Annotated in this window: 20 protein-coding genes and 1 pseudogene; 7 read left to right on the top strand and 14 right to left on the bottom strand. The window is 38.2% G+C overall.

Translation table 11 applies throughout. From position 1 onward, the window contains the following. Positions 1-31: 31 nt before the first annotated feature. The gene (gene lepA, locus X781_RS05090) at positions 32-1,825 is read right to left on the bottom strand and encodes a translation elongation factor 4 (RefSeq protein ID WP_025235814.1); all 1,794 of its coding nucleotides are present in this window, start codon (positions 1,823-1,825) and stop codon (positions 32-34) included. Between the two features lie 160 nt (positions 1,826-1,985). Then, the gene (locus tag X781_RS05085; RefSeq protein ID WP_025235813.1) at positions 1,986-3,221 is read right to left on the bottom strand and encodes a Zn-dependent hydrolase; all 1,236 of its coding nucleotides are present in this window, start codon (positions 3,219-3,221) and stop codon (positions 1,986-1,988) included. A gap of 115 nt (positions 3,222-3,336) precedes the next feature. On the opposite strand from X781_RS05085, the gene pepE reads away from it, so the two are divergent. From pepE to X781_RS05070, 3 genes are read left to right on the top strand one after another with little or no spacing between them, the layout of a single operon-like run. Then, positions 3,337-4,041: a dipeptidase PepE gene (gene pepE / locus X781_RS05080; protein ID WP_025235812.1), complete on the top strand. Its 705-nt coding sequence runs from the start codon at positions 3,337-3,339 to the stop codon at positions 4,039-4,041. Positions 4,042-4,051: 10 nt separating this feature from the next. Continuing rightward, complete coding sequence (gene dcuC / locus X781_RS05075; RefSeq protein WP_025235811.1) at positions 4,052-5,344, top strand: C4-dicarboxylate transporter DcuC; 1,293 nt, start codon at positions 4,052-4,054, stop codon at positions 5,342-5,344. Between the two features lie 50 nt (positions 5,345-5,394). Then, positions 5,395-6,663, top strand: coding sequence for a M20 family metallo-hydrolase (locus X781_RS05070; protein WP_025235810.1), 1,269 nt, complete (start codon positions 5,395-5,397; stop codon positions 6,661-6,663). A gap of 811 nt (positions 6,664-7,474) precedes the next feature. Here X781_RS05070 and X781_RS05060 read toward each other — a convergent pair. Beyond that, positions 7,475-8,233 (bottom strand): annotated as a pseudogene (locus X781_RS05060) (POTRA domain-containing protein); the annotation flags it as partial. A gap of 614 nt (positions 8,234-8,847) precedes the next feature. Here X781_RS05060 and X781_RS05055 point away from each other — a divergent pair. Then, positions 8,848-9,426: a PBECR4 domain-containing protein gene (locus tag X781_RS05055; protein WP_038643926.1), complete on the top strand. Its 579-nt coding sequence runs from the start codon at positions 8,848-8,850 to the stop codon at positions 9,424-9,426. 731 nt (positions 9,427-10,157) lie between these two features. On the opposite strand, the gene X781_RS05050 is transcribed toward X781_RS05055, so the two are convergent. Continuing rightward, a complete protein-coding gene (locus X781_RS05050) occupies positions 10,158-10,595 on the bottom strand; it encodes a DNA-binding protein (protein ID WP_012340802.1) in 438 nt (145 codons plus the stop codon). Positions 10,596-10,744: 149 nt separating this feature from the next. Between X781_RS05050 and X781_RS05045 the strand changes: the two genes are divergently transcribed. Then, the gene (locus X781_RS05045) at positions 10,745-11,644 is read left to right on the top strand and encodes a tyrosine-type recombinase/integrase (RefSeq protein WP_012340803.1); all 900 of its coding nucleotides are present in this window, start codon (positions 10,745-10,747) and stop codon (positions 11,642-11,644) included. A 353-nt stretch (positions 11,645-11,997) separates the two neighbouring features. Here the strand turns inward: X781_RS05045 and X781_RS05035 are convergent, their stop codons facing one another. From X781_RS05035 to X781_RS04990, 10 genes are all read right to left on the bottom strand, one after another. Beyond that, positions 11,998-12,810 carry a tyrosine-type recombinase/integrase gene (locus X781_RS05035; protein ID WP_373419113.1) on the bottom strand — a complete coding sequence of 271 codons (813 nt, stop codon included), beginning with the start codon at positions 12,808-12,810 and terminating at the stop codon, positions 11,998-12,000. A gap of 107 nt (positions 12,811-12,917) precedes the next feature. Next, a complete protein-coding gene (gene mobH / locus X781_RS05030; protein ID WP_025235805.1) occupies positions 12,918-14,897 on the bottom strand; it encodes a MobH family relaxase in 1,980 nt (659 codons plus the stop codon). A 427-nt stretch (positions 14,898-15,324) separates the two neighbouring features. Beyond that, a complete protein-coding gene (locus X781_RS05025; RefSeq protein WP_012340805.1) occupies positions 15,325-16,122 on the bottom strand; it encodes an N-6 DNA methylase in 798 nt (265 codons plus the stop codon). A gap of 72 nt (positions 16,123-16,194) precedes the next feature. Then, a complete protein-coding gene (locus X781_RS05020; protein WP_012340806.1) occupies positions 16,195-16,941 on the bottom strand; it encodes a hypothetical protein in 747 nt (248 codons plus the stop codon). 139 nt (positions 16,942-17,080) lie between these two features. After that, positions 17,081-18,055 carry an ArdC family protein gene (locus X781_RS05015; RefSeq protein WP_012340807.1) on the bottom strand — a complete coding sequence of 325 codons (975 nt, stop codon included), beginning with the start codon at positions 18,053-18,055 and terminating at the stop codon, positions 17,081-17,083. 244 nt (positions 18,056-18,299) lie between these two features. Then, positions 18,300-18,707: a hypothetical protein gene (locus X781_RS05010; RefSeq protein WP_012340808.1), complete on the bottom strand. Its 408-nt coding sequence runs from the start codon at positions 18,705-18,707 to the stop codon at positions 18,300-18,302. Between the two features lie 115 nt (positions 18,708-18,822). After that, positions 18,823-19,665 (bottom strand): hypothetical protein, encoded by an 843-nt coding sequence (locus X781_RS05005; protein WP_025235804.1) that lies wholly within the window; start codon positions 19,663-19,665, stop codon positions 18,823-18,825. A 77-nt stretch (positions 19,666-19,742) separates the two neighbouring features. Next, positions 19,743-20,138 (bottom strand): hypothetical protein, encoded by a 396-nt coding sequence (locus X781_RS05000; RefSeq protein ID WP_012340810.1) that lies wholly within the window; start codon positions 20,136-20,138, stop codon positions 19,743-19,745. A 98-nt stretch (positions 20,139-20,236) separates the two neighbouring features. Beyond that, complete coding sequence (locus X781_RS04995; RefSeq protein WP_012340811.1) at positions 20,237-20,482, bottom strand: hypothetical protein; 246 nt, start codon at positions 20,480-20,482, stop codon at positions 20,237-20,239. Between the two features lie 71 nt (positions 20,483-20,553). Further along, positions 20,554-20,907, bottom strand: coding sequence for a hypothetical protein (locus X781_RS04990; RefSeq protein WP_012340812.1), 354 nt, complete (start codon positions 20,905-20,907; stop codon positions 20,554-20,556). Positions 20,908-21,280: 373 nt separating this feature from the next. Between X781_RS04990 and X781_RS04985 the strand changes: the two genes are divergently transcribed. Together X781_RS04985 and X781_RS04980 are read left to right on the top strand one after the other, a co-directional pair. Next, a complete protein-coding gene (locus X781_RS04985; RefSeq protein WP_012340813.1) occupies positions 21,281-21,724 on the top strand; it encodes a TIGR03757 family integrating conjugative element protein in 444 nt (147 codons plus the stop codon). Next, positions 21,721-22,662 carry a TIGR03756 family integrating conjugative element protein gene (locus X781_RS04980; RefSeq protein WP_012340815.1) on the top strand — a complete coding sequence of 314 codons (942 nt, stop codon included), beginning with the start codon at positions 21,721-21,723 and terminating at the stop codon, positions 22,660-22,662. Before X781_RS04985 ends, X781_RS04980 begins: the two co-directional genes overlap by 4 nt. Positions 22,663-22,670: the final 8 nt, after the last annotated feature.

Raw genomic sequence — 22,670 nt, 5'->3', positions numbered from 1 at the left:
AAGCGGTTTAATTCCGCATTAATTTTGCAAATTACTCTTTGCCAACGTGTAAAATCGCTAAGAACGCTTCTTGTGGTACTTCTACGTTACCGAGAGATTTCATTCGTTTTTTACCCTCTTTTTGTTTTTGTAGAAGTTTCTTCTTACGGCTTACATCACCACCGTAACATTTCGCCAATACGTTTTTACGCAACTGTTTAACCGTTGAACGGGCAATGACGTGGTTGCCGATTGCGGCTTGAATCGCAATATCAAATTGTTGGCGTGGAATCAATTCACGCATTTTTTCCACTAACTCACGTCCACGATAAGCCGCATTGGCACGGTGGACGATAATCGCCAACGCATCCACACGCTCGCCGTTGATCATAATATCCACACGCACCATATCGGCAGTTTGGAAACGTTTGAATCCGTAATCTAATGACGCATAACCACGAGAAGTCGATTTTAAGCGGTCGAAGAAATCTAACACCACTTCGCCCATCGGGATCTCATAAGTTAATGCAATTTGATTGCCGTGATACACCATATTGGTTTGCACGCCACGTTTTTCCACACAAAGAGTAATTACGTTGCCTAAGAACTCTTGTGGCACAAGCATATTACACTCTGCAATCGGCTCACGAATTTCTGCAATATTGTTGATTGCAGGGAGTTTAGACGGGCTATCCACATAAATGGTTTCGCCGTCTGTTTGCACCACTTCATAGACTACCGTTGGGGCGGTGGTGATTAAATCCAAGTCGTATTCACGCTCTAAACGCTCTTGGATAATCTCCATATGCAACAAGCCCAAGAAACCACAACGGAAACCAAAACCTAACGCACTTGAGGTTTCCGGCTCGTAGAATAATGAGGCATCATTTAGGCTTAATTTACCCAAAGCATCACGGAAGGCCTCGTAATCGTCTGATGAAATCGGGAACAAACCTGCATAAACCTGCGGTTTTACTTTCTTAAAGCCCGGTAATACTTCGGTAGCGGAATTATGGTGATGGGTTAAAGTATCGCCCACCGGCGCGCCTAAAATATCTTTAATCGCACAAACTACCCAACCTACTTCACCGGTTTTTAGTTCAGTTGTATCCACTTGTTTTGGGGTGAAAATACCGAGACGATCTACGTTATAAGATTGCCCTGTACTCATCACTTTGATTTTATCGCCTTTTTTCAGCACGCCATTTTTCACACGCACCAAAGAGACAACGCCTAAATAGTTGTCGAACCAAGAGTCAATAATCAAGGCTTGTAGTGGTGCTTCAGGCTCGCCTTCCGGTGCAGGAATTTTCTTCACGATTTCTTCTAAAACATCTTCAATCCCTAAGCCGGTTTTTGCCGAACAACGAACCGCATCAATCGCATCGATCCCTACAATATCTTCGATCTCTTCTGCCACACGCTCAGGTTCAGCCGCCGGTAAGTCGATCTTGTTTAAAATCGGCACAACCTCTAAATCCATTTCGATTGCGGTATAGCAGTTAGCTAAAGTTTGAGCCTCAACGCCCTGCCCAGCATCGACGACCAATAATGCCCCTTCACAAGCGGCAAGCGAGCGAGAAACTTCATACGAGAAATCCACGTGCCCTGGGGTGTCGATAAAGTTCAGCTGATAAGTTTCACCGTCTTTCGCTTTATAATTTAAAGTTACGCTTTGTGCTTTAATGGTAATTCCACGTTCACGCTCAAGATCCATTGAATCTAACACCTGAGCTTCCATCTCACGGTCTGATAAGCCGCCACAAGTTTGAATTAAGCGGTCTGATAAAGTCGATTTACCGTGGTCAATATGGGCGATAATCGAAAAGTTACGAATATTTTGCATTTTCATCGGGCAGTTAATGTCCTGTTTTGTTGTTTGTTTATCGAAAAATTAATCGGAGAATTGTACTTGAAATACAAGGTTTTGCAAAGCAAAACAAGAGAGAACAAGCGGTTGTTTTTAGTAAAATTTTTGCAAAAAACAACCGCTTGTAAAATGAGGGTTAGATAATTTCGGCTTGGGAAAGTACTGCTTGTTGTAATACTCGAATGCCGGCTTCAATATCTTTCCATTCGGTAAACTCAAGCGGGTTGTGACTGATGCCTAAATGTGACGGCACAAACAACATTCCTGTTGGACAAAACGTTGTCATATGCATGGCATCATGCCCTGCCCCACTTGGCATAATTTCATAGCTGTAACCTAAATTTTCGGTAACTTGAGTTAAATGCTCCACCATTTCTGTCGGTAGCACGATAGGCTGATCTTTTGAAATAAGCTGTAATTCAATCTCTAAACCGCGTTTTTGCTCCACCTCTTTAATTTTATTTTGAAGAGCGATAAATACCGATTCTCTGGCTTGTGTATGAATGCCACGAATATCCACCAATAATTCTGCATAGCCCGGCACTACATTCATTACCCCCGGTTTTGCAGTTAAATTACCTGCTGTCGCCACCGTTGAATGACCTGCTTGAATCGCTGCTTGTTCTAATTCGAGAGCGAGTTCAGCTGCCCCAAGTAAAGCATCGTGGCGGTAGTGCATTGCCGTTGCCCCAGAATGATCCGCTTGCCCTTTGATTTTGACAATCGCCCGAATTGGAGCGGCAATGCCGCTTACAATGCCAATAGTTTTCTGTTCATTTTCCAATCTTGGACCTTGCTCAATATGCAGTTCTAAAAAGCATTTAAACTCTGAGCCACTACGTTTAGCATCATTTACTTTGTTAAAGTCTAAGCCGATATCGCTTAAGGCTTGTTCTACGCCTAAACCCTGTCTGTCTTTTAATTTGCTGAGAGTAGCTTGATCCGCTATTCCACACATCACTTTACTGTCAAGCGTAGCATAATTAAAACGGCTGGATTCTTCACAGGTAAAAATAATCAATTCGAGCGGATAACGGGTTTGGATATTCTGTTCGCAAAGTTGAAAAAGGGTTTCCAGCCCCGCGATCGTGCCTAAAGTACCGTCAAATTTACCGGCATTCACTACCGTATCAATATGCGATCCGAAAGCTACAGCCGGTAGATTATCTTCAACACCTTTTCGGCGAATAAACACATTACCGATTGGGTCAATTTTTACCGTTAAATCATACTTTTTGCAAAGCTCAATCACATAATCTCGGGCAGCAATATCTTCTTGGGTAAATGCCAAACGGGTAATTTCATTTTCTACCGATGTGAAACTGGCTAAACCAGCAAAAATTTGTTGGATTCTTTGCATATTAATTGACATAAATCACCCCTTTTTAATGTAATCTCGTTATAATTATAACCACACTGAGGTATAAAAATATTTATCTGTATCAAAATTTATTCACATATTTCAAACGAGATAAAAGGAGATGGCGATGAAAAAAATGTTATTAATGAGTGGTTCTAAATATAAAAACACCGAATATTTAGTGCATTGCATTCCTTGGCTGAAAACTTTTTTAGCGGATTATCGGGGCAAAAAAGTCGCCTTTCTGCCTTATGCAGGTGTAAGACGTAGCTATGATGAATATGAAAGTACCGTAAAAGCTGCTTTAGCAGATTTGGATCTTGAAATTATCTCTGTACATCGTGGCAACAAGCATACCGATATTATTGAACAGGCAGATGTGATTGCAGTGGGTGGAGGCAATACTTTTTGTTTACTTAAGCAAATGTATGAAAACAATGTCCTAGAGTGCATTCGTCGAAAAGTAGAAAATGGCACGCCGTATTTTGGTTGGAGTGCCGGAGCAAACGTGGCAGGTAGCTCAATTATGACGACTAACGATATGCCGATTACTTATCCGCCGTCCTTCCAAGCATTAAATTTATTCCCTCATCAAATTAATCCGCATTTTATTTCCGGCAAAATACCGGGGCATAATGGCGAAAGTCGTGAAGAACGATTAGCCGAATTTCTGATTGTGAACCCAACCGCATTAGTTTATGGATTACCAGAAGGCACAGCCTTGCAGTTCGAAGGCTCTCAAGCGGTCGTTTTAGGCGAAAATTCTGCATTACAATTTAGCCGAGATATGCAACTCAAAACCTTTGAGCCAAATTCAATTTTTACTTACTAAGGAGATATTTATGCAAACGTTCAACCTTATTATTGCAATAGTCGGAATTATTGCCACCGTCTATTTGCTCATCAAAAAGTACGAAACACGAACGGTGTTAATTGCAATAGGTTTAGGTATGGCACTTTTAACCCTCCAACCGATGGCTGCCCTAGATGCCTTTGCAAAAAGTATGACTTCAGGCGGCTTGATTATGGCAATCTGTTCAAGTATGGGGTTTGCTTATGTGATGAAATACACAGAATGCGATTCTCACTTGGTTCAGTTATTAACCAAACCGTTAGCCGGATTAAAATTCTTCTTAATTCCGTTTGCGACCATCATCACTTTCTTTATTAACATTGCTATTCCATCAGCGGCTGGTTGTGCAGCTGCCGTGGGGGCAACCTTAATTCCGGTGTTAAAATCTGCCGGTGTTCGCCCAGCCACTGCCGGTGCAGCCATTCTTGCCGGTACTTTTGGTTCAATGATGAGCCCTGGTTCTTCTCACTCAGCAATGATTAGTGAAATGTCAGGCTTAACAATTACTGAGGTAAACCTTTCTCACGCACCTTACACTATGATTGCAGGGGCGATTGGTGCAGTTACGCTCACTATCATTGCATTAATTTTAAAAGATTATGGCAAAGAGCACCGTGATGCTTATTTAGCTGAAGCAACCCACACTCATACCACAGAAACCAAAACCAACCTTTTATTTGCGATTGCTCCATTAATTCCACTGGTTATTTTGGTGATTGGCGGTACTTCTTTACAACAAATCTCTTGGTTGAACTGGACGAAAATGGGCGTTCCTCAAGCGATGTTAATCGGTGCAATTTACGGCTTAATTGTTACTCGCACATCACCGGCTAAAATCACTAATGAATTCTTTAACGGTATGGGTAATGCCTATGCGAATGTATTAGGGATTATTATTGCCGCCGGCGTTTTCGTAGCAGGTTTAAAAGCAACAGGGGCGATTGACTCTGCGATTGAATTCTTAAAACACTCAAACGAATTTGTACGTTGGGGTTCAACCATCGGCCCATTCCTAATGGGCGTAGTAACAGGCTCAGGCGATGCCGCTGCGATTGCCTTTAACACCGCCGTGACCCCACACGCAACCGAATTAGGCTATACCCACGTTAATTTAGGTATGGCAGCAGCGATTGCCGGTGCAATTGGTCGAACCGCCTCGCCAATTGCAGGTGTGGTTATTGTGTGTGCCGGTATCGCAGGTGTGAACCCGGTTGAAATGATTAAACGAACCGCACCGGGAATGATCCTTGCGACCCTATTCCTCGCCTTATTTATGTTATAACCGAATTGCCCTTTACCCTGCGTAAAGGGCTTTTTTATAAGGAGAACAGTATGAGCCTTTCATTAGACAAACTGATTGAACTACGCCGTGAATTTCACAAATTCCCGGAAACCGGCTGGAGTGAATTTTGGACAACCAGCAAAATTGCCGATTATTTAGAGGCAATCGGCTTTCAAATTTTATTAGGTAAAGAGATCATCCACCCGGATTTTGTGCGTGGTCGCAATAAAGCGATTGTGGAAAAAGGCATTCAACGAGCCATTAACTATGGGGGAAACCCTAAATGGTTAGACAAAATGGACGGCTACACAGGCTGTGTCGCAGTGTTTGATTCAGGCAAACCGGGCAAGACCGTAGCTCTGCGTTTTGATATTGACTGTGTAGATGTGAGCGAAACAAAATCGCCCGAACACCGAGCCAATCAACTTGGTTTTGCCTCTGTAAACGAAGGTGAAATGCACGCTTGTGGGCACGATGGACATATTACCATCGGCTTAGGCGTGGCTCATTGGTTAATGGAAAACAAAGATAAGCTCAAAGGCAAAGTGAAAATCGTGTTCCAACCCGCCGAAGAGGGCGTGCGTGGTGCGGCTGCGATTGCCGCAAGCGGTGTGATTGACGATGCCAATTACTTTGCCGGTTCACATATCAGTTTTTGTGCTGATTCCGGTACAGTGTTAGCTGATCCGAAAAACTTTCTTTCCACCACCAAAATTGATATTCGCTACAAAGGCAAACCAGCACACGCAGGGGCAGCTCCGCATTTAGGGCATAATTCCTTACTGGCTGCCGCCCACGCCGTAACCCAACTGCACGGTATTTCCCGCCACGGTAGTGGTATGACACGAATTAATGTCGGCGTGTTTAAAGCCGGTTCTGGACGCAATGTGATCCCTGCCGATGCGGAAATCAAGCTTGAGGTACGAGGTGAAAATAAAGAGATCAATCAATATATGGTGGATCAAGTGATGCAAATCGCCCAAGGTATTGCGGTGAGTTTTGGCGTGGAATACGAAACTGAAATTATGGGCGAGGCGGTAGATATGAATAATGATGCCGAACTGGTTTCGCTCATTAAAGAAATTGCCATTGCTCAGCCACAAATCCACAGTAGCGATAAGGAATATTCATTCAACGCCAGCGAAGATGCCACTATTCTCGGTCGCCGAGTGCAAGAAAACGGTGGTAAAGCTATTTACTTTATCATAGGAGCAGATAGAACCGCCGAGCATCATCAAGCCGAATTTGATTTTGATGAAGAACAACTCTTAACCGGCGTGAATATCTATACCTCTCTGATTCAAAAACTCCTTGCCTAACTTCCAAAGCCCTGATTACTATTCAGGGCTTTTCATCTCATTTGCAAACTTTTTCGAAAATATGACCGCTTGATTGTACTATCCTCAAAATTTTTCCATATCAAAAAAACATTGAGTAATCACAAATTTTTATTGTAGAATCCATAAGTTTTTTTAATTCATATAACAAAATAGGAACTATTATGCAATTCAGAGAAATTAACCCTTCACCGCGTTTATTAATGTGCCCCGGTCCGACAGATGCGGATCCGCGTGTATTGCGTGCGATGTCTGCCCTGCTAATATCCGATTGACGAACCGTTAATATGGTTGCCACTCACTGCTCTAATACCCCCTTTCGCAGAAATGACATTCCCCACTTCTGATGTTTGGTCTAAGCGGTAGTAGTTCTGCATCTTTCAATGGCTCGAGCGTCCTCACTCGTGCCAAAACAAGCGGTTGATTTACCGCTAAAATTTGCAAAATCCTCAACATAATTAACCGCTTGTAAATTATATTAAATAGCCCTATCGGGGGGATGTAAACTCAACCCGACCTACAGCTTATATCATCAATGAATCCTTCTGCTCCATATGTAATATACACTTAAAAAAATGAAAGAATCAATTGACTTATAAAGTATCTTAATTCAGGCAATTTAAACTTCCAGCTATCATATAAAATAAAATGTAGAACCATGCCAATTACAGACAGACTTAGTAAGCCAATACTGAGACCACAAAAGAAAGATAGGTAAACATAAATAAAAGTAACAGCTCTATTCTTTCTCATTTTTATTTCCTTCTGCTGGTAACAAATACCCTTCTAGCATTTTAGAGGATGAATTATCCAATGCATTTCCAGTAACAGAAGGAATATAGCTAGGCTTAAATGGCTCAGACATGCCATAAACTTCAGCTTTTCCACTTTCGCTCGGGAGAATTTCAATATTTGCCTCAACAGTAGGCACACGTTTTAAATTTTCCAGAGATTGTTCAATATCTCGAATATTCAATATATCGCCTAAAGCAAAGGTTAATCCGGTGAAAGCGTGTAATGGGGTAAAACGTGGAATATTGCCATTATCAACCACTATCGTATTACGTACTTTACCTTTAATCACGGTTAGCATTAATTTACCTGAGCGTAAATCTTGCTCTTCAACCACAACTCGAGTAGTTACATAACCTTTGCCGATAATTTCATTTTGAACTTGTTTCATTAAAATGCCTAAACCTTCGCCACCGAAACAATGCGGTAAGCTCAATTTGAGACTTTTAGCTGCTTTATCAAATGCCCATTGGAATTGGCTCACTGGAGAACTGGAGAAATAATCGGTTAAAGTGATTTGATGGATGGGATAGCAAGGATATTCTTGGTTAGAAAGAGTGAGTTTTTCAGCAATGCGAGTGTCAAGACGCACATCCGGTTTTGTATTTAATTTTTCAGCTTGATGTTGTTGATATTGTTGTTGGCGTTGTTGCTCTGCAACATCAATTTTTTGTTGAGTAGAATCCGGTTTCTCTGCATAAGACACAACAGAAAATCCCACTACACCCAAACTAAATACAAGGTTTTGATAACTTTTCATAAAGTCATAACAAATTGTGAATTCAATTTCGAAAGTTTATAAAATTTACTTTATATTTGCAAATGAGAATTATCGGGGTAGATTTGAGCAATAGTATAGTTAGAAAACTATTTAGGTAATAGGATATTTGGAAATGGTGCCAGTGGTCGGACTCGAACCGACACGCTTTATGGGCGGCGGATTTTGAATCAAGTGCGTAGAACTGTTCAAATAATATTCGCAAATACACACTTACTACGATGTATCCAGCCAATACATCCACTAGGATTTTCTGTCCGAATTCCAGACGATCCTGATCTTACACATTCTTTCAAGTTTGTAAAGCCTGATAATGATTTTATAGTATATTTTTTACAGGTTAGATTACAAATATAATATATACTAGCTTGACTTTAGGAGATAATCATTATAATCTGATTGTCAAGGTGGCGTTACCTTAATAACGCAATGAGTTGTTGGCTCATCGTCAATCTGATATTAATCTAGGATGTAAAGGCCTAGCGGTGGCAGGCACCAGAAAACTCTGATACTAATCTAGGATGTAAAGGCCTAGCGGTGGCAGACACCAGAATAAACCAACATTTAGGCCCACTTAATTGTGGGCTTAATACTTTATGAAAGAAGCAAATATGACTAATAAATTTACTGGATACAAAAAACTAAGCATTAATGACTTGAAAAAATTTGAGTATAATTTAGAGCATATAAGAAATGCCGCAATCTTTTTCAAAGATCATTTTCTTAGTAAAGAAATGATATATAGTACTGAAAAAGAAAGTACATCCGTTATCTTTCAAAGAAGCAATTTTATGCACTTGTGCGGAATATATTATGAACCCGGTGCGAGTGAATTTTTTAATCTTGCCTTATTAAAACAAATAGACCTAAATAAGGTTTATATAAAAAATGATGGCACAACATTCCAAAAGTTGTCTGTTTTAATTTCTATAGATTTTTTAATTAATCCAGAGATAACTTTGTCATCAGGTGCAATTTATTTAAACCTTTCTTTTGATAAAGCTCTTAGAACTAAAACCAGAGTCTTTGCTCTCACATTGATAAATGACAATCACTTATTTATTCCACAATCTTTACTGAATCTTAGGACCATGAATGATTTCCCTAAGGGTAACAAAATTATTGGTATAAAATCAGTTCATTTAGAAGATAAAACAGAAATCATCTACTTATAGAAAAAAGAATAAGAGAAATTATATTCTCCCATTTTTATTTTATCAGAGTAAATTCACAATCTTGGGCATTTGCATTATCAAGGCAATACTCAAAGGAGCTCAATCTTTGATAAATCATCAACGGAGAAGTCAATTAAGGCACTTGCAAGAACATTTAAGGATAGTGATCATACTTATGGGAAGCTCAGGAACTTCTCAGAAGCTCCGCTGTTTCTTGACTCAAAGTCATCAAGATTAATTTATTAGCTGATTTGGTTTCCTATGCCATATTTAGGCATTATGAACATAATGATAGCTCATTTTACGATCTTATAAAGAATAACTTTGATCATCATAATGGACGTATTCACGGTTTATATTTACGAAATACAGAGGATATAATCCCATAAGTATGAAGTATAGAAGGGCGATATCCTCTCTAATAATAAACTCTCTCAACATTTCTATGTCATACTCAATATATCAGAGCTTAATACTAATATCATTATGCATTGACAATTTCTGAATGACATAGATATTTTCCGGTTTCTTCATTAATTGAGTAACAGCGGTATATCAAAATCTATATAGTACCTAAGAAAGGCTTACTTGCTTAGAAATATATTAAAAAATATCTTTTAGCTTATTTTGAAGCATATCTTACTATCTTATGAATACATAGGGGAAAATATTCTAAATTTATTCTAGCGATATACAGAGCTTTATCATTAATAGTATTAAGGGATTTACATCTAATTTTTAGATGCTCTAGATAGTCTTTCTACCATATGAAGAATTGTCGTTTTATCTTGTTCTGAGCTATTTCTATAATAGCTTAATAAAATTTCTTCTTCTTTAGTAATGCTTAATCTTTCTCTAATTCTCAATACCCCACTATTGAGCAAAACATTTTTTATATCAGAAAGTATTTGATTTAGAAATTTTTCATTTTCTTTTTGAATATCATCTATCAATTCCTGTTTCAATGCCAAAGTTTCCTTAGTTACTCCTAAACTAGTTTGTACAGATTCTGGCATATCATACACGTAGTATTCAAAAACATTACCTTTCACTCCAGAGACACGCCGTCTACGCCATTTATCTTTTTTAGCATATAAGATTATACCTTGTGGTGTTGAAGGGAGCCCTCCTACATCTAAAAGCTCTTTAAGAGTATACCATTCTTTCATATTACCTCATTGACTTTATTTTAAATTTAAGTTAAATTTAACTTAAATTGAATTAACTTTAACTTAAAAGATCAAGGCTAATTCAAGGAGATCTAGTCTACATTAAATTGAGTGCTATTTGAAGATCGCTTATCTAAATGAGGTTTTGTATGAGTTTTGAACAATTATTGCATTTATTTTTCTTAGAACGGAATCATAGACCTGCCACTATACGTTCTTATCAAAATGTAATAGCGCAGATTGTTAAATTTTATCCAGATAAAGAACCTGAACAAATATCTAAGCTTGACTTATTAGAATGGAGAAAGTATTGCCTCAATAAAATGAGCCCAATTACTTGGAATAGTTATATCAGACATCTTAAAGCTATTTTTAATTATGCTATAGATAATGAGCTATTTGAGTACCCTAAAAATTTATTTAAAGGCCTTATGGTAAGACCTGATAAGCCAAAGAAAAAACTACTAACAGAAAGGCAAATCCATTTTTTAGAAATCTCTTTGGAAAATGAGGAGAAATTACCTCATTATTTACAACCTGCTTATTTTACTAAAGCTTTAATCTACACTTTAAAATATACAGCTATCAGACAATCCCAGCTATTACAGCTAAAAATTTCTGATATCGATATGACAAGCAAAATTATAAATATAAGAGCTGAAACCAATAAGAATCATGAACACCATGAAATTCCAATTTCAGATAAATTATATCCATACCTAAAAAGATTGATATTAGAATCAAGAGCTAGAAGCACTAGTTCAGATGAGCAGTTATTTAACATTAATCGCTTTTCATTAGTTACTACATCAAGAAATAAGAAAATGACAGAAGGACAACTAGTTCATTTTTTTCGCCATATTTCTGAATTTATAGGATTTACAGTAACTTCACATCGATTCCGACATACAACTGCAACAGAAGTCCTAAAGCAATCAGGGGATATCTATGCAGTGAAGCAATTACTTGGACATAAAGATCTCACTGTAACTCTAACATATATTCACAATGATCCTGAAATGCTAAGAAAACATGTCAATTCGTTGTAGAAATGATGCTACATAGATAAAATAAGGGACTGACGTAGATTAGTAAGTATGCTAGTCTACGTCAGCCCCGATTTTTTAATTAATCCAGAGATAACTTTGTCATCGGGTGCAATTTATTTAAACCTTTCTTTTGATAAAGCTCTTAGAACTAAAACCAGAGTCTTTGCTCTCACATTGATAAATGACGATCACTTATTTATTCCACAATCTTTACTGAATCTTAGGACCATGAATAATTTTCCTAAGGGTGACAAAATTATTGGTATAAAATCAGTTCATTTAGAAGATAAAACAGAAATTATTTATTTATAGAAAAAAAGTGGGAGAAATTATATTCTCCCATTTTTCTTTTATCAGAGTAAATTCACTGTCTCTCTCAACATTTCCACATCGTGCTCAATATAACCTAGTGTTACGCTGATATCCTTATGCCCTAGAAGTTTCTGAACCACATAAACATTTTCGGGCTTCTTCATTAATTGAGTTGCAACCGTATGTCGAAATCTATGTGGTGATGAAGTAAAACCGACCAAGTCAGAAATATGCCGAAATATATGCGTAAGCTGATTTTGGCTCATTGGCTGTCCTCTTCTTCGAGAGCATCGAGAAAATAAATTGAGATTGAACAATTGGCAATTATCTGTTTGTTTTCTGATTTTTAACTCTGTAATAAGCCTTTCTATATGAAGATAAAGTGAATCTGAAATCGGTACGATATGGTAATCATGATTTTTATTGATTTCTGGCGAAATATAAATCGTCCTGTTGGAAAGATTTACATCACCAATTTTCAGTTTCACTAATTGTCCTCGCCGAATGCCTGTACATCTCAATGTCATAATAATCGCAAGAATAAACCAACTTGGTTTTAGAAAATCAGGTAATAGAATGTTATTATTGAGTATGTGGTCTATTTTATGTAATTGTTCGGTTGAATAAGTTTTCTTTCTTCTTTTTGATTCACGAATAAATAACTGATTAAATGGATTTTGATTTATATTGAGTACCCCTTGCGATAGACCAAAGTTATATAACGATTTTAAATGTCTGACATAATTATTCCATGTTACAGCTTTGATTTTATCGCCAACAATTTGATTACGCCATTCAATTAGCATATCAGTGGTAATCTCATTTGCATTTAACTTTGGGTAACGTCTTTTGATAATTCGGATTACATTATTATAGCTCCGCTTAGTATCAGGGCGAAGATAGTAACGATAGAAAAAAAAATCGGTCTAGTAGCGAATCAAAAGAGATAGATGTCGTCATTTTAAGTTTCCTCTTTCTGTAAAGTTAAACAGTGATTATTTAATAGTGTCTTATCCCCAAAGAAGAGATGTGTATTTTTTATCAAATATCCAGTTAAAGAGGAAGTCTTTCTCGGACCAATTACATCACATTTCCAAAAATTGATGGTATCTGGCTTACCGTTTATTGTCGTATTCTTAGGTAAATGGATTCCTAGCCCTTGGAAATCATACTGAAGACTATTTATCATTTCCTTATCATAAGGCAGACCACTCTCCTGCAAATACATTTCAAAAATAACGGGGGTAACTAAAAACAGGTGGTCTTCAACAATATGGAGCTTGGCAGTAGGCTTGTTAATTGCAAATTTGTTGGTCGCAATACCTGATTTGAGCCAATTTACAAAGTTATCTCCTGTAATTGAGTTCTCCTTATTCTGTGACTGTAGCTCTGATAGTGTTAATGTTTCGGGCGTTTCTACTGCACTTTGTGTTACGTTGAGCTTTTTAGTGGTAGGTTTATCCTGTACTTCTTGTTTGGATGGCATCGTTGCAATTTCCTGTCCCTTACCAATTGAAATATCAGCAAGGCTTGGCTCAGAGCTTTCCGTAGGTGCAAACATATCCAGCACAAAAGAGGTTAAATCATTTTCATCATTTATGATGATTTCTGAGAACGGTGCATTATCTGAGCTTGCCTCTACCTGAGATATTTCAACTTCCTTAGAGGTAATAATAGTCTCTGGTTGAACATTCTCTAATGTAACAAGTTTAGTGCTTTCATCAACTAATGGAGGATGATTTTCCATATTGCTATCTTCCATTATCTGCTCGACTATTTTAACTTTCCCGGAAAAATAATTTGGGCGATCATTAATATTCTCCCAAGCCACTTCAGGTTTAATTCTCAATAATGTAAAGACGTTTGCCGGTGTCCAACCTGAATCAGCTTGAATACGGCAACTCCAAATCGCCCCACCAGAAGGAGATTCTTCTACGATACCGAGAGATTGCATTTCATCAAATAACTTTGGATTATCCTTAGGCACGGAAATCCCCTGCCCTAGTAAGTAAGTTCGTATATTATCAGCGGCAGTTTTGCTAACAAGCCACAATCCTTCCTCGGTAAACCAACCGTCTGCAGGGCCTTTCGGAGTATTTAACTTGATTTTCTGTTCCAGTAAATAACGTAGTGCCAAGACAAGCTGCTTTGACAGAGAATTGACAGGACGTTGAACCAGTTTATTTACATCGCCACCGAGTGCGAGGGTAACACTATACTGATCAGCTTTTTGCACGATTTCAGATAAAAGCCCAGCTTTATCATTATGTCCGGACATTGCATACATCAGAGAAGAAATGACTTCTGGATACTGTGCCAGCCAATCAAATGCAGATTTGGGAATAATCTGATTTGCAAAGAAGCTGCCTATCACAGGATGAAGATGGTAGTCTCGACCTTTGATGTATTTGAATTTATACGGTTCAGGAGGTTCTCCATTCCAAGCAAACCAACGTGAGCCATCTTTGAGTGTGATTTCAATATCTACTACAACTTTGCCAATATCGTGAACTAATGCAAGATAAATTGCTGCGGCAGTCCAAGCGTCTCGCTGCTTTGACTGTTCTTCGGGAGCCACATTCGGTGGCAAAATATAACTCTGGCGAGCTTTAGCTGAAAAAGCAATAACTTCCAAACCGTGATCGAGCATTCCACCAATATGAGAATGATGATGTGATTCTGAAGCTGGCAATAGTTGAACCATTTCAGCGTAACGTTCTATTGGTTGCTGATAAAATGTCTCGAACATTTGACGGTTCATTGATACCTGTTGCCAAAGTAGTCCAAGATACTTTTGACGTAATTCCGTATTCAGTAATTGAGTAGCATTTTGGGGATATAGCCAACCATCGTCATCTTGCTCAATAGAGAAAACAGTGTCAGATTTGACCGCACTTTGAGATGTGTGTTTACCAAAAATTTTCTTGAAAATTGATTGCATTGAAAGAGACCGAAAAGTATCAATTTTGTGTTAAATGAAAGCCGTTTAGCCCTTTGCCCTTTTGGGCAAGACCTTTCCCCTTGGAAAGGTTACCTTTCACCCTTTAGGGGTTATCCTTTGCCCTTAAGGACTCCTTTATCCTTTTGCCATTTAGGGTGAGCTTGGAATATATTTTGTAGTGTATAAATATATTTCTGTTAAGTTATCTAAAAACTCTCAAATATTTTTAAATAGTTTTTGTATCAATTTACACTAATGCTAGGAGAATATAGACTTTAAATGCTATTGACACAATTCACAGAGTTAAATTAAGGTAGTAAATGCTGTCGGCAATATCGGTTGGTATCAATAGTCAAATATTTATTGAAAATTCAGTTGCTGATATAAAATAATTTAGCCACCTTATTTCTAAGGCGGCTATTATTTGTTAGTAAAATATTAGCTCATTATCATCAATTTCATCTAAAATTGAGATTTGAGATAAATCTTCCACTATCACTGATTTTTCTATATTGTTACCACAGCCTTTCTCAGTAGTGCTATTTACAAGTGGTGCAATTTGTTGCTCCAGTTTATGAGACCAATTTCCCATCAAATGAGCCAGCGTATACATTTGAATTTTTGTTTCATTCAATAGCGTATCACCAACTACAATACAAGCAGGAATATGTAATAACGATAGCTGGATATAACACATCATGGCAGCTGTAAAATCAACATCTTGACAATGAACCCAAAGTTGTTGTTGGGGATTGTATTTCGCATCAAACATCGCATTAACACAACCAATCACCATTACACCCGAACCACAAGTTGGTTCTGATAAAGTAACAAATCCCTGTTGTGAGATGATTCTATCACAGTCCTGTAGTGTAACTTTCGCCATTAGATCTGCGATGTGAGATGGTGTAAAGTATTGCCCTCTATAACCATCACCAAGATTGAGATTCATAAATACTGAGCCTAAGAAATCATAGCGTTTTTGTGTTAAAGCATTCACCGTAACAGCTAACAATTCTGCTAATTGAGTAAACTCAGAATCTGAATATCGTGCCTTAGCATGAGCAAAGCGTTCTCGCAAATTAGGTTCTGCTTGATCTCGATACGTTACTAGGTACATATCAAGTGCAGAGAGTGTAATAAAATCATAAAACACTTCTGAACGTCGATAATGTGGTGCGATACGTTGAAATAAGCTGATAAATTGCTTTTCAAAGTTTTCCATTAGACTACTCCTTAAAGTTTACGGAGTAATCCCCCTAGGGAATTACCCCTAGGGTGGAAAAATTAATTAAGGCTATTCAAGTTTCTCTTCGAACTCATCTTCAAATTCTTCATTAAAGACTTCCTCAGCAAAACTGCGAATACCCCTATCATCTATGTAAATATTGCAGTATGAGCCATCAAGATTTGCGATATATTTGCCCGCAAACCACATTCCCGGCTCAAAAAATGAAAGTATAAACTCAATGTCAGGAAAGGCAGTACAAAGTGCTTGGAACCAACCATCAGGTGGTCCCCATGGCGTATCAAATAGGCAATTAATAGATCCATTATCATTAAAGCTAACTTGACAGCTATCTGAACATACATTCCATTTACAGCCCCACTGTTCATTTGACCAGTCATACCAATCTTTGTAACCATGTTGAGCTAGGTTAGACAGATATTGCTGGCCTAATGCGAGGTTTAGCCATAATATACTTTGTTGTTCAGGACGTTTTATCAACCAGTTGATAAAATGACCTACATCCCAGCGATGATGCTTTGCCTTAGCATATATCCGATCAATTTCGGACCCATAGATATACTTTTTGAGTAGAGGGCGTGTTAAACGTCTATTTGGTGAAATTTTTAGAAATTCCATTGCTCTATCACCAAGACTACTTGATTCAATGCAGATTGATTCTGGCATTGGAACGAGTAATTCAAAGTCTAAACACCATTTATCACTTTCAGTTTTTCTGAAAAGCTTAGGAATAATTTGTTTAGCTTGGATACAATCGCAAAAAATTTGTAGTTTATTTTCACACCAGTTTGGCATAATGTACTCCTAAATAAAGTAGGGGTACACTTGCCTTGAGGCAATGTACCCCAAGGGTTAAAAGATAATCGATACATAATTCCTAAAGGATTATGTATTACTATGAAAGATTGTGTTGAAAGTACCTTTCAGCAAAGAGTTAAGCTGCTTCTTCAAAGACCTCGTTTTTATCAGCCAGCTGTGAGATATTTAATGCATCTAACATATATTGACAAGCTTCACGAGCTTTACCAGAAGCCCGGACAATAGCCCGTTTATCTTCTTTTATAACTCTTATCCAACTTTCAATATATGCCGCATTTTGAGGTACCGTATCAAATCCAAGGTAGGCACACAAAAATGCTCCCCCCATTTCGGCAACCAACTCCTCAAAAGCATAGACTTTGTTTCCAAATTTTGCTTTTCCGGAGGTAATACCCTCACGATCGAGCCTTTTAGCAGCACCAGTTGCATGAGTCATTTCGTGCAATAACACACTATGAAACGCTTGAGCATTTTCAAACTGTTTTATTTCCGGCATTACAACTAAATCTGCACTGGGTTGATAATATGCCCGATTACTCGGTTTCATTTCCACGTGTAAATCCATTCCTTTGATAATCTGCCGAATATCAGCAAAAATCTCGTATTGGTTTGGATCCGATGTAGGCTGTTTAGGTTCTGATATAGGATCGTACAGTTCCTCGGGTAAATTTTCACACTGGTCTAGATTGAACAGATTGTGCTTCTTAATGAAAAAGTGTTGTTCAATTTCTGGATTACCTTCCTCGTCATACACAATATTTCCCTCCTCATCAAGTTTTTCTCTCTTATCAGGACGGTAGTTCATTACAACAGTAGCTTTTTCACCTTTACGGATATATCCGCCGAGCTCGTTAGCTTTTTTTGCTGTAATCCACTTACTCTGTTTGTAACCGTATTCTGCGGTAGCAATCCAGAGTAATAGTGTGTTGATACCAGAATACAATCGGTTAGAGACCGCATTACGAGGTAATGCCATATTACATTCTGGATGACTCCACGGTTTTAACCATGGTGCAGTCCCCTGTTCCAGTGCTGCAACAATTCGGTCTGTGATATGTTGGTATAAATCAAATTTAGTTTGAGTGTTCATTAGTGTTTCTCCAAAGTTCAGGTAGAAAATGGGGAAACACTATTACCCTTATCGGGCACTAGTTTCCCCGATGGGTGGTTTAAAATCTCAACAGAGATAGTTTTTCTAGGTTCATCAAAACCAGTAGAACTGCCTATAATGCAGTAACTACAGATAATTTGTTAATCAGTATTGATTCAAGTTAAACATAATCCTCATATCGAAAATTACTTTGGTAATACAAAGTTACATTATTTCAGATCCATTAAAGTAAACGTTGAAAGCTATTAGCAGCAATAAAGTGATAACTTTTTTCCGCAGCTTCTGTTTCCGTAATCATTCCCTGCTCCAGCAAAACATGGGTGATTCCATTGAAAAACTGATGTAATAGAAATGAAATAAAACCTGTTGTTTCAACTTTTACTGGGCGACAATGAAACTGCATATCCTGCCAAAGTTTAATATCATCTTTTAACTGTTGAGAGCTCACAATTTCATATACAACAGCAGAAATATTAACTAAATTACCGTTGTTATTCAGCCAAATTGTATAACGATTCCAATCTCCTTTTCTCATTGGCTCTATACAAATGTGAAATAGGTATTGGTAGGCTTTATTATTTAAATTGCGGTTATCCCAGATGTATTTGAGTAAATCTAAATCGTGTTTCATAATGTTTCTCCAAAAGAAAAAAGTGGAGAAACATCTTACCTATAGGGAAAATATTTCCCCACAGGGTAAAAAACAATCTCGATAAGCGGTCAAATTGAAATAAAAAACCTACAAATCAGGCATGCAAGTAGGCAAAACGTGCGGCATTACTACGAGCAGAAGCTATAGCATTACTAATAAGCTCTTGTCGATAACCACTCAATGAATGGTCTGTCGGCGAATAGCTTACGCCTGTAATTTCATCGCTACCTAGTTGAATGCCACTTTCCTTATCAGTAACGGTTGCTACAAAATCAGCATAGCAAAGTTTCCCTTGTAGGATTTCCTCTATCATTGCCTCAAAATCGCAGACATCACCACATAGCCAATCAACAGACTCTGAATAAAATTCAGAGGATTTACGTTTAAGTTCTATCAGATAGTTTTCCGTGTTAAATTTGAAAATAGTTTCCGTCTGATACGGTGAGGCCTCAATAATCTGATAGCCATTCGATTCTAAGGCACAGGAAGTATCTTTAATATACTGACCTAAATCTTGAATAAATCCATCCCACAGGGCTTTGTATTTTTCCACTTTTGATGTAGGGAAATACCACTCTTTTCGGGCATCACGATCATAGAAAAATGCCAAATCATCTGCTGTTCTAACAGAAAGCTCCATCGTATTACAATGCGAATAGCGGTACCCAAAACTATTTCGTATGATTTCAAAATCCACGCCATAGTGAGGCTCCCAAGATTCAATGTGATTCAGCAGATTAGAAAACATTTTTTGTGTGCGTTTCTGAGGATTTAGCTTGTTGAAAAGATTAATTAACGTCTCCGTATTAAGCCTACCGTAGAATGCTACGCCATCGCCTTGACAATAAGAAAGTGAATACTCAATGTTTAAGCAATTAGGAAAACCAGCTTTAACAAGAGCGTGTTTAAAATAAGTGTTTAAGACTGAGCCAGACATTGCGCTTCTCCTAAAATTAGAGGGAAACACATTACCCTTTTCCGGAAATTGTGTTTCCCGAAAGGGTGAAAGATTGATTACCACTTATCGAAGTTAATCGCTCTGAATTTATAAACGGATATAGGTTGATCATAGAGTTCTGTTTCCGAAATCCAATTGTGTTCAACCAAGATTTCTCTGACAAGATACATAAATGTACTCATCAAATGACGACTATGACTAAACCCGTTTCCACCAACATAAGCAAACCCTCTCAGGGTTTTGCGAATTCCTGCTTTAACAACAAGGTAAGTAATATCAACCTCGCCATAAGACGGGCAGACATCAAAGCGAGAAAAAACAGAAAATGCTTTGCCAAACTTGGTCTCACGCTCTAATTTCACACTGAATAGATCATGTGCATGGCGTAAATTCCAAAGTACACTGTATAAGTGCAAATCTGTTTCGGTATATTGAATTTTTTTACGAGCCATAATGTTTCTCCTAAAAAATAAAAGGGAAACATTACTTCCCTCTGGGGATAATGCCTCCCCTTGTGAGGTATAAGAATAGGATGTGAATATGAAGTTGCCTATGCTCGACTAACAATTAGCTTGCCGTTCTGCTCGGACACACTCAGAAAGCGAAAATTAAGTCCTTGCCGAGACGGCATTTGTTGCATAAATCGCACGCTTTTGATGTCCTTATCTCGATTTTGCCACGCTTCTAAAGCTCTATGACTAATTTCTTGCTGTAAGGCTTGATGCTCTGATGTCCATTCATTAAGTTTAGTTGGTAAAACATCTCCAATACAGGAAAGTCTAATATGAACTAACATACATTTCTCCAGAATAAGGGGAAATGCATTCCCCTTAAGGGAAACAACATTTCCCCGATGGGTGAGTTAAATTAGATTAAAGAGAGCTGAGTACCAAAAACGGCAGCCATACCACATACAAAGGCAATAATGGCAGCCAACAAAGTCCAGAAAAACATCTTACGCTTAATGCGGGAAATTTCCTGTTCATATTCGGCTGCTTGTTCGTCTAAGCACATTTGCAGTTCTAAGGCTCGCATTTCATCTTCTTCAGCAATCCGTTGATTGATGCCTTTGGTGACTTCAACATACTTGCTTTTGGCTTTATGTTTCGCTGAAACAAAAATATTACCTAGCTTGTTGCCAAGTTTCCAAAAAAGAGAAGGTTTTACGGTTTTGGATGATTCAAACGGGATAACATCCCATCCTGCGGTTTGTTGACTCATAGCGAGTTCTCCTAAAAGTTAAGTGAATAAAATTCCTCAGGAGATCGCAATTCCAAGGGAATTGAAATATCCCTCGGAAGGTAGGTGTGTAGGTAGCATTCCTGCAAATTTGCAGAGTTCCCTTTCAGAATGCTGGGAGACATTTTGGGTAAATAACTCAACTACCTCTAAGGATAGCCGCCGCTTTTCAAGAGTTATGCGACTTTTAAGGGCTGTATCTACAGCGTCTTAATGCTTAATATCATACGAATTCCTCCAATAAAATCAACCGTTTTTTTGTTCAAAAAATATCTCTTTTTTGAAAAGAGTTTTTCCTATCCTCAACATAAAAATCTCGCTAATTTTCTGCTTATTTGTTCGGGAGGAGAGCGTGATGAAAGTAAGTAGATTTCTGGGATATTGCAGTATAGTAACAGGTGTGTTTTCGCCCCTTGCACAAGCACAACCCAATATCATCGTCTATACCACAAAGATGTACCCTATTCAAAATTCACAACTTGCTTCCCAGATTTATTATCTTGACCAAGTAGAGAATTTTGAAGAGTCAATCAGTCGAAACCTCAGTAAATCACCAGAGATTGCCGAACAAGAAATGCGTGCATTCTTTAATTCAGCAGATTGGAAAGCCCAAGAGCAACAATTAAAAGACGCTTATCAAGGCGTGATCAGTGGATGGCAAAATGGCATTAAGAAAGTACCTGCGGTGTTTTTTGATAATCCACAATCTTCTCCGAGTGTGATTTATGGTACGACTGACGTACAGAAAGCATTAGATGAATGGCATAAATGGGTTAAACAACAAGGTGAATCAAAATGAAAAAAACGTTTCTTACGATACTGATCTCTGCCAGTTTAGCTGTCCCAACAACCTTATATCCTCAACCAGCCAGAGCCTCATTGAATACCGCTTCCATTGCTGCATCAAGTGCCTCAACAAGCTGTTTGGAATATAAAGTTGTTGGAACCTGTTTTTGGTTATTTTGTACCTACTTTGGATGTAAGGTTCGCACATCAACCAAAATTAAGCATTATTTACCTGAAATGGTTGTTTCATCTTATAACCACGATGGGCAAACGCCATGGACAGAATTACAAGCTCTCAATCCTGGTGTAAAAGGTGGAGAATACCGTTCTCCACAACGCCAATACTCTCAACTCACTTTCAAAAATGCGGATGCGTTTGGACACCCACAAGGAGCTATCGGTCAATTATTAGGAAATACGGGGTACTATTGTAAAACTCAAACTACGCCATTTATGCCTTACTTTTTGAGTGGGCTGGATTTTTTTGCCTGGCGTGAAAATATGCCGGAAATGTTTTACCCGGAAGCTCTGACTCCGGGAATGCGGGAAGTTGGCCGTGTAGGCGATAGCTGGGGAAATATTTACCCACGTTCCGGTTGGGTAACCCAAGCACACGATTATAAAGCCTCTGCGACCATTGTGCAGAGAGTGGCAGACATTGTGAGCCGAACAGCTCAGCCACACATTTATTTCCCAGCAGCCAAAACAGGTGGTGCAGGAGAATGGCCTCCAGGACCGGTCGAAGAGGGACAAGCAAGAACACATAAATGGCAAATACTTTACCCTCAAATGTCAAATACCTGCTCTGTTTTTCCTAATGGAGGGCAAACAGATACCTATTCTTCTCAAATTTCAAATCAAGGTGATTATGCTTGGGCATTATGGCGACCTTATAGTTGTTGCAAACGCCGTGGGCAAACATTCCTTTACAGTATTGATTGGTCACACTAATAACATTG

It is taken from the genome of Mannheimia sp. USDA-ARS-USMARC-1261, assembly GCF_000521605.1.
GTDB classification, from domain to species: Bacteria; Pseudomonadota; Gammaproteobacteria; order Enterobacterales; family Pasteurellaceae; genus Mannheimia; species Mannheimia indoligenes.
The sequence above is the reverse complement of the archived record's forward strand: the minus strand, read 5'-3'. Positions and strand labels throughout refer to the sequence as shown.

Bases quoted from the DNA above. Each gene is read 5' to 3' on its own strand.
- X781_RS05045 (WP_012340803.1), top strand. From the start codon at position 10,745: ATGAGTTTTGAACAATTATTGCATTTATTTTTCTTAGAACGGAATCAT.
- X781_RS05015 (WP_012340807.1), bottom strand. From the start codon at position 18,055: ATGAACACTCAAACTAAATTTGATTTATACCAACATATCACAGACCGA.
- mobH (WP_025235805.1), bottom strand. From the start codon at position 14,897: ATGCAATCAATTTTCAAGAAAATTTTTGGTAAACACACATCTCAAAGT.
- lepA (WP_025235814.1), bottom strand. From the start codon at position 1,825: ATGCAAAATATTCGTAACTTTTCGATTATCGCCCATATTGACCACGGT.
- X781_RS05085 (WP_025235813.1), bottom strand. From the start codon at position 3,221: ATGTCAATTAATATGCAAAGAATCCAACAAATTTTTGCTGGTTTAGCC.
- X781_RS04990 (WP_012340812.1), bottom strand. From the start codon at position 20,907: ATGAGTCAACAAACCGCAGGATGGGATGTTATCCCGTTTGAATCATCC.
- X781_RS05050 (WP_012340802.1), bottom strand. From the start codon at position 10,595: ATGAAAGAATGGTATACTCTTAAAGAGCTTTTAGATGTAGGAGGGCTC.
- dcuC (WP_025235811.1), top strand. From the start codon at position 4,052: ATGCAAACGTTCAACCTTATTATTGCAATAGTCGGAATTATTGCCACC.
- X781_RS05000 (WP_012340810.1), bottom strand. From the start codon at position 20,138: ATGGCTCGTAAAAAAATTCAATATACCGAAACAGATTTGCACTTATAC.
- X781_RS05005 (WP_025235804.1), bottom strand. From the start codon at position 19,665: ATGTCTGGCTCAGTCTTAAACACTTATTTTAAACACGCTCTTGTTAAA.
- X781_RS05025 (WP_012340805.1), bottom strand. From the start codon at position 16,122: ATGGAAAACTTTGAAAAGCAATTTATCAGCTTATTTCAACGTATCGCA.
- X781_RS04995 (WP_012340811.1), bottom strand. From the start codon at position 20,482: ATGTTAGTTCATATTAGACTTTCCTGTATTGGAGATGTTTTACCAACT.
- X781_RS05055 (WP_038643926.1), top strand. From the start codon at position 8,848: ATGAAAGAAGCAAATATGACTAATAAATTTACTGGATACAAAAAACTA.
- X781_RS04980 (WP_012340815.1), top strand. From the start codon at position 21,721: ATGAAAAAAACGTTTCTTACGATACTGATCTCTGCCAGTTTAGCTGTC.
- X781_RS05070 (WP_025235810.1), top strand. From the start codon at position 5,395: ATGAGCCTTTCATTAGACAAACTGATTGAACTACGCCGTGAATTTCAC.
- X781_RS04985 (WP_012340813.1), top strand. From the start codon at position 21,281: ATGAAAGTAAGTAGATTTCTGGGATATTGCAGTATAGTAACAGGTGTG.
- X781_RS05020 (WP_012340806.1), bottom strand. From the start codon at position 16,941: ATGCCAAACTGGTGTGAAAATAAACTACAAATTTTTTGCGATTGTATC.
- pepE (WP_025235812.1), top strand. From the start codon at position 3,337: ATGAAAAAAATGTTATTAATGAGTGGTTCTAAATATAAAAACACCGAA.
- X781_RS05010 (WP_012340808.1), bottom strand. From the start codon at position 18,707: ATGAAACACGATTTAGATTTACTCAAATACATCTGGGATAACCGCAAT.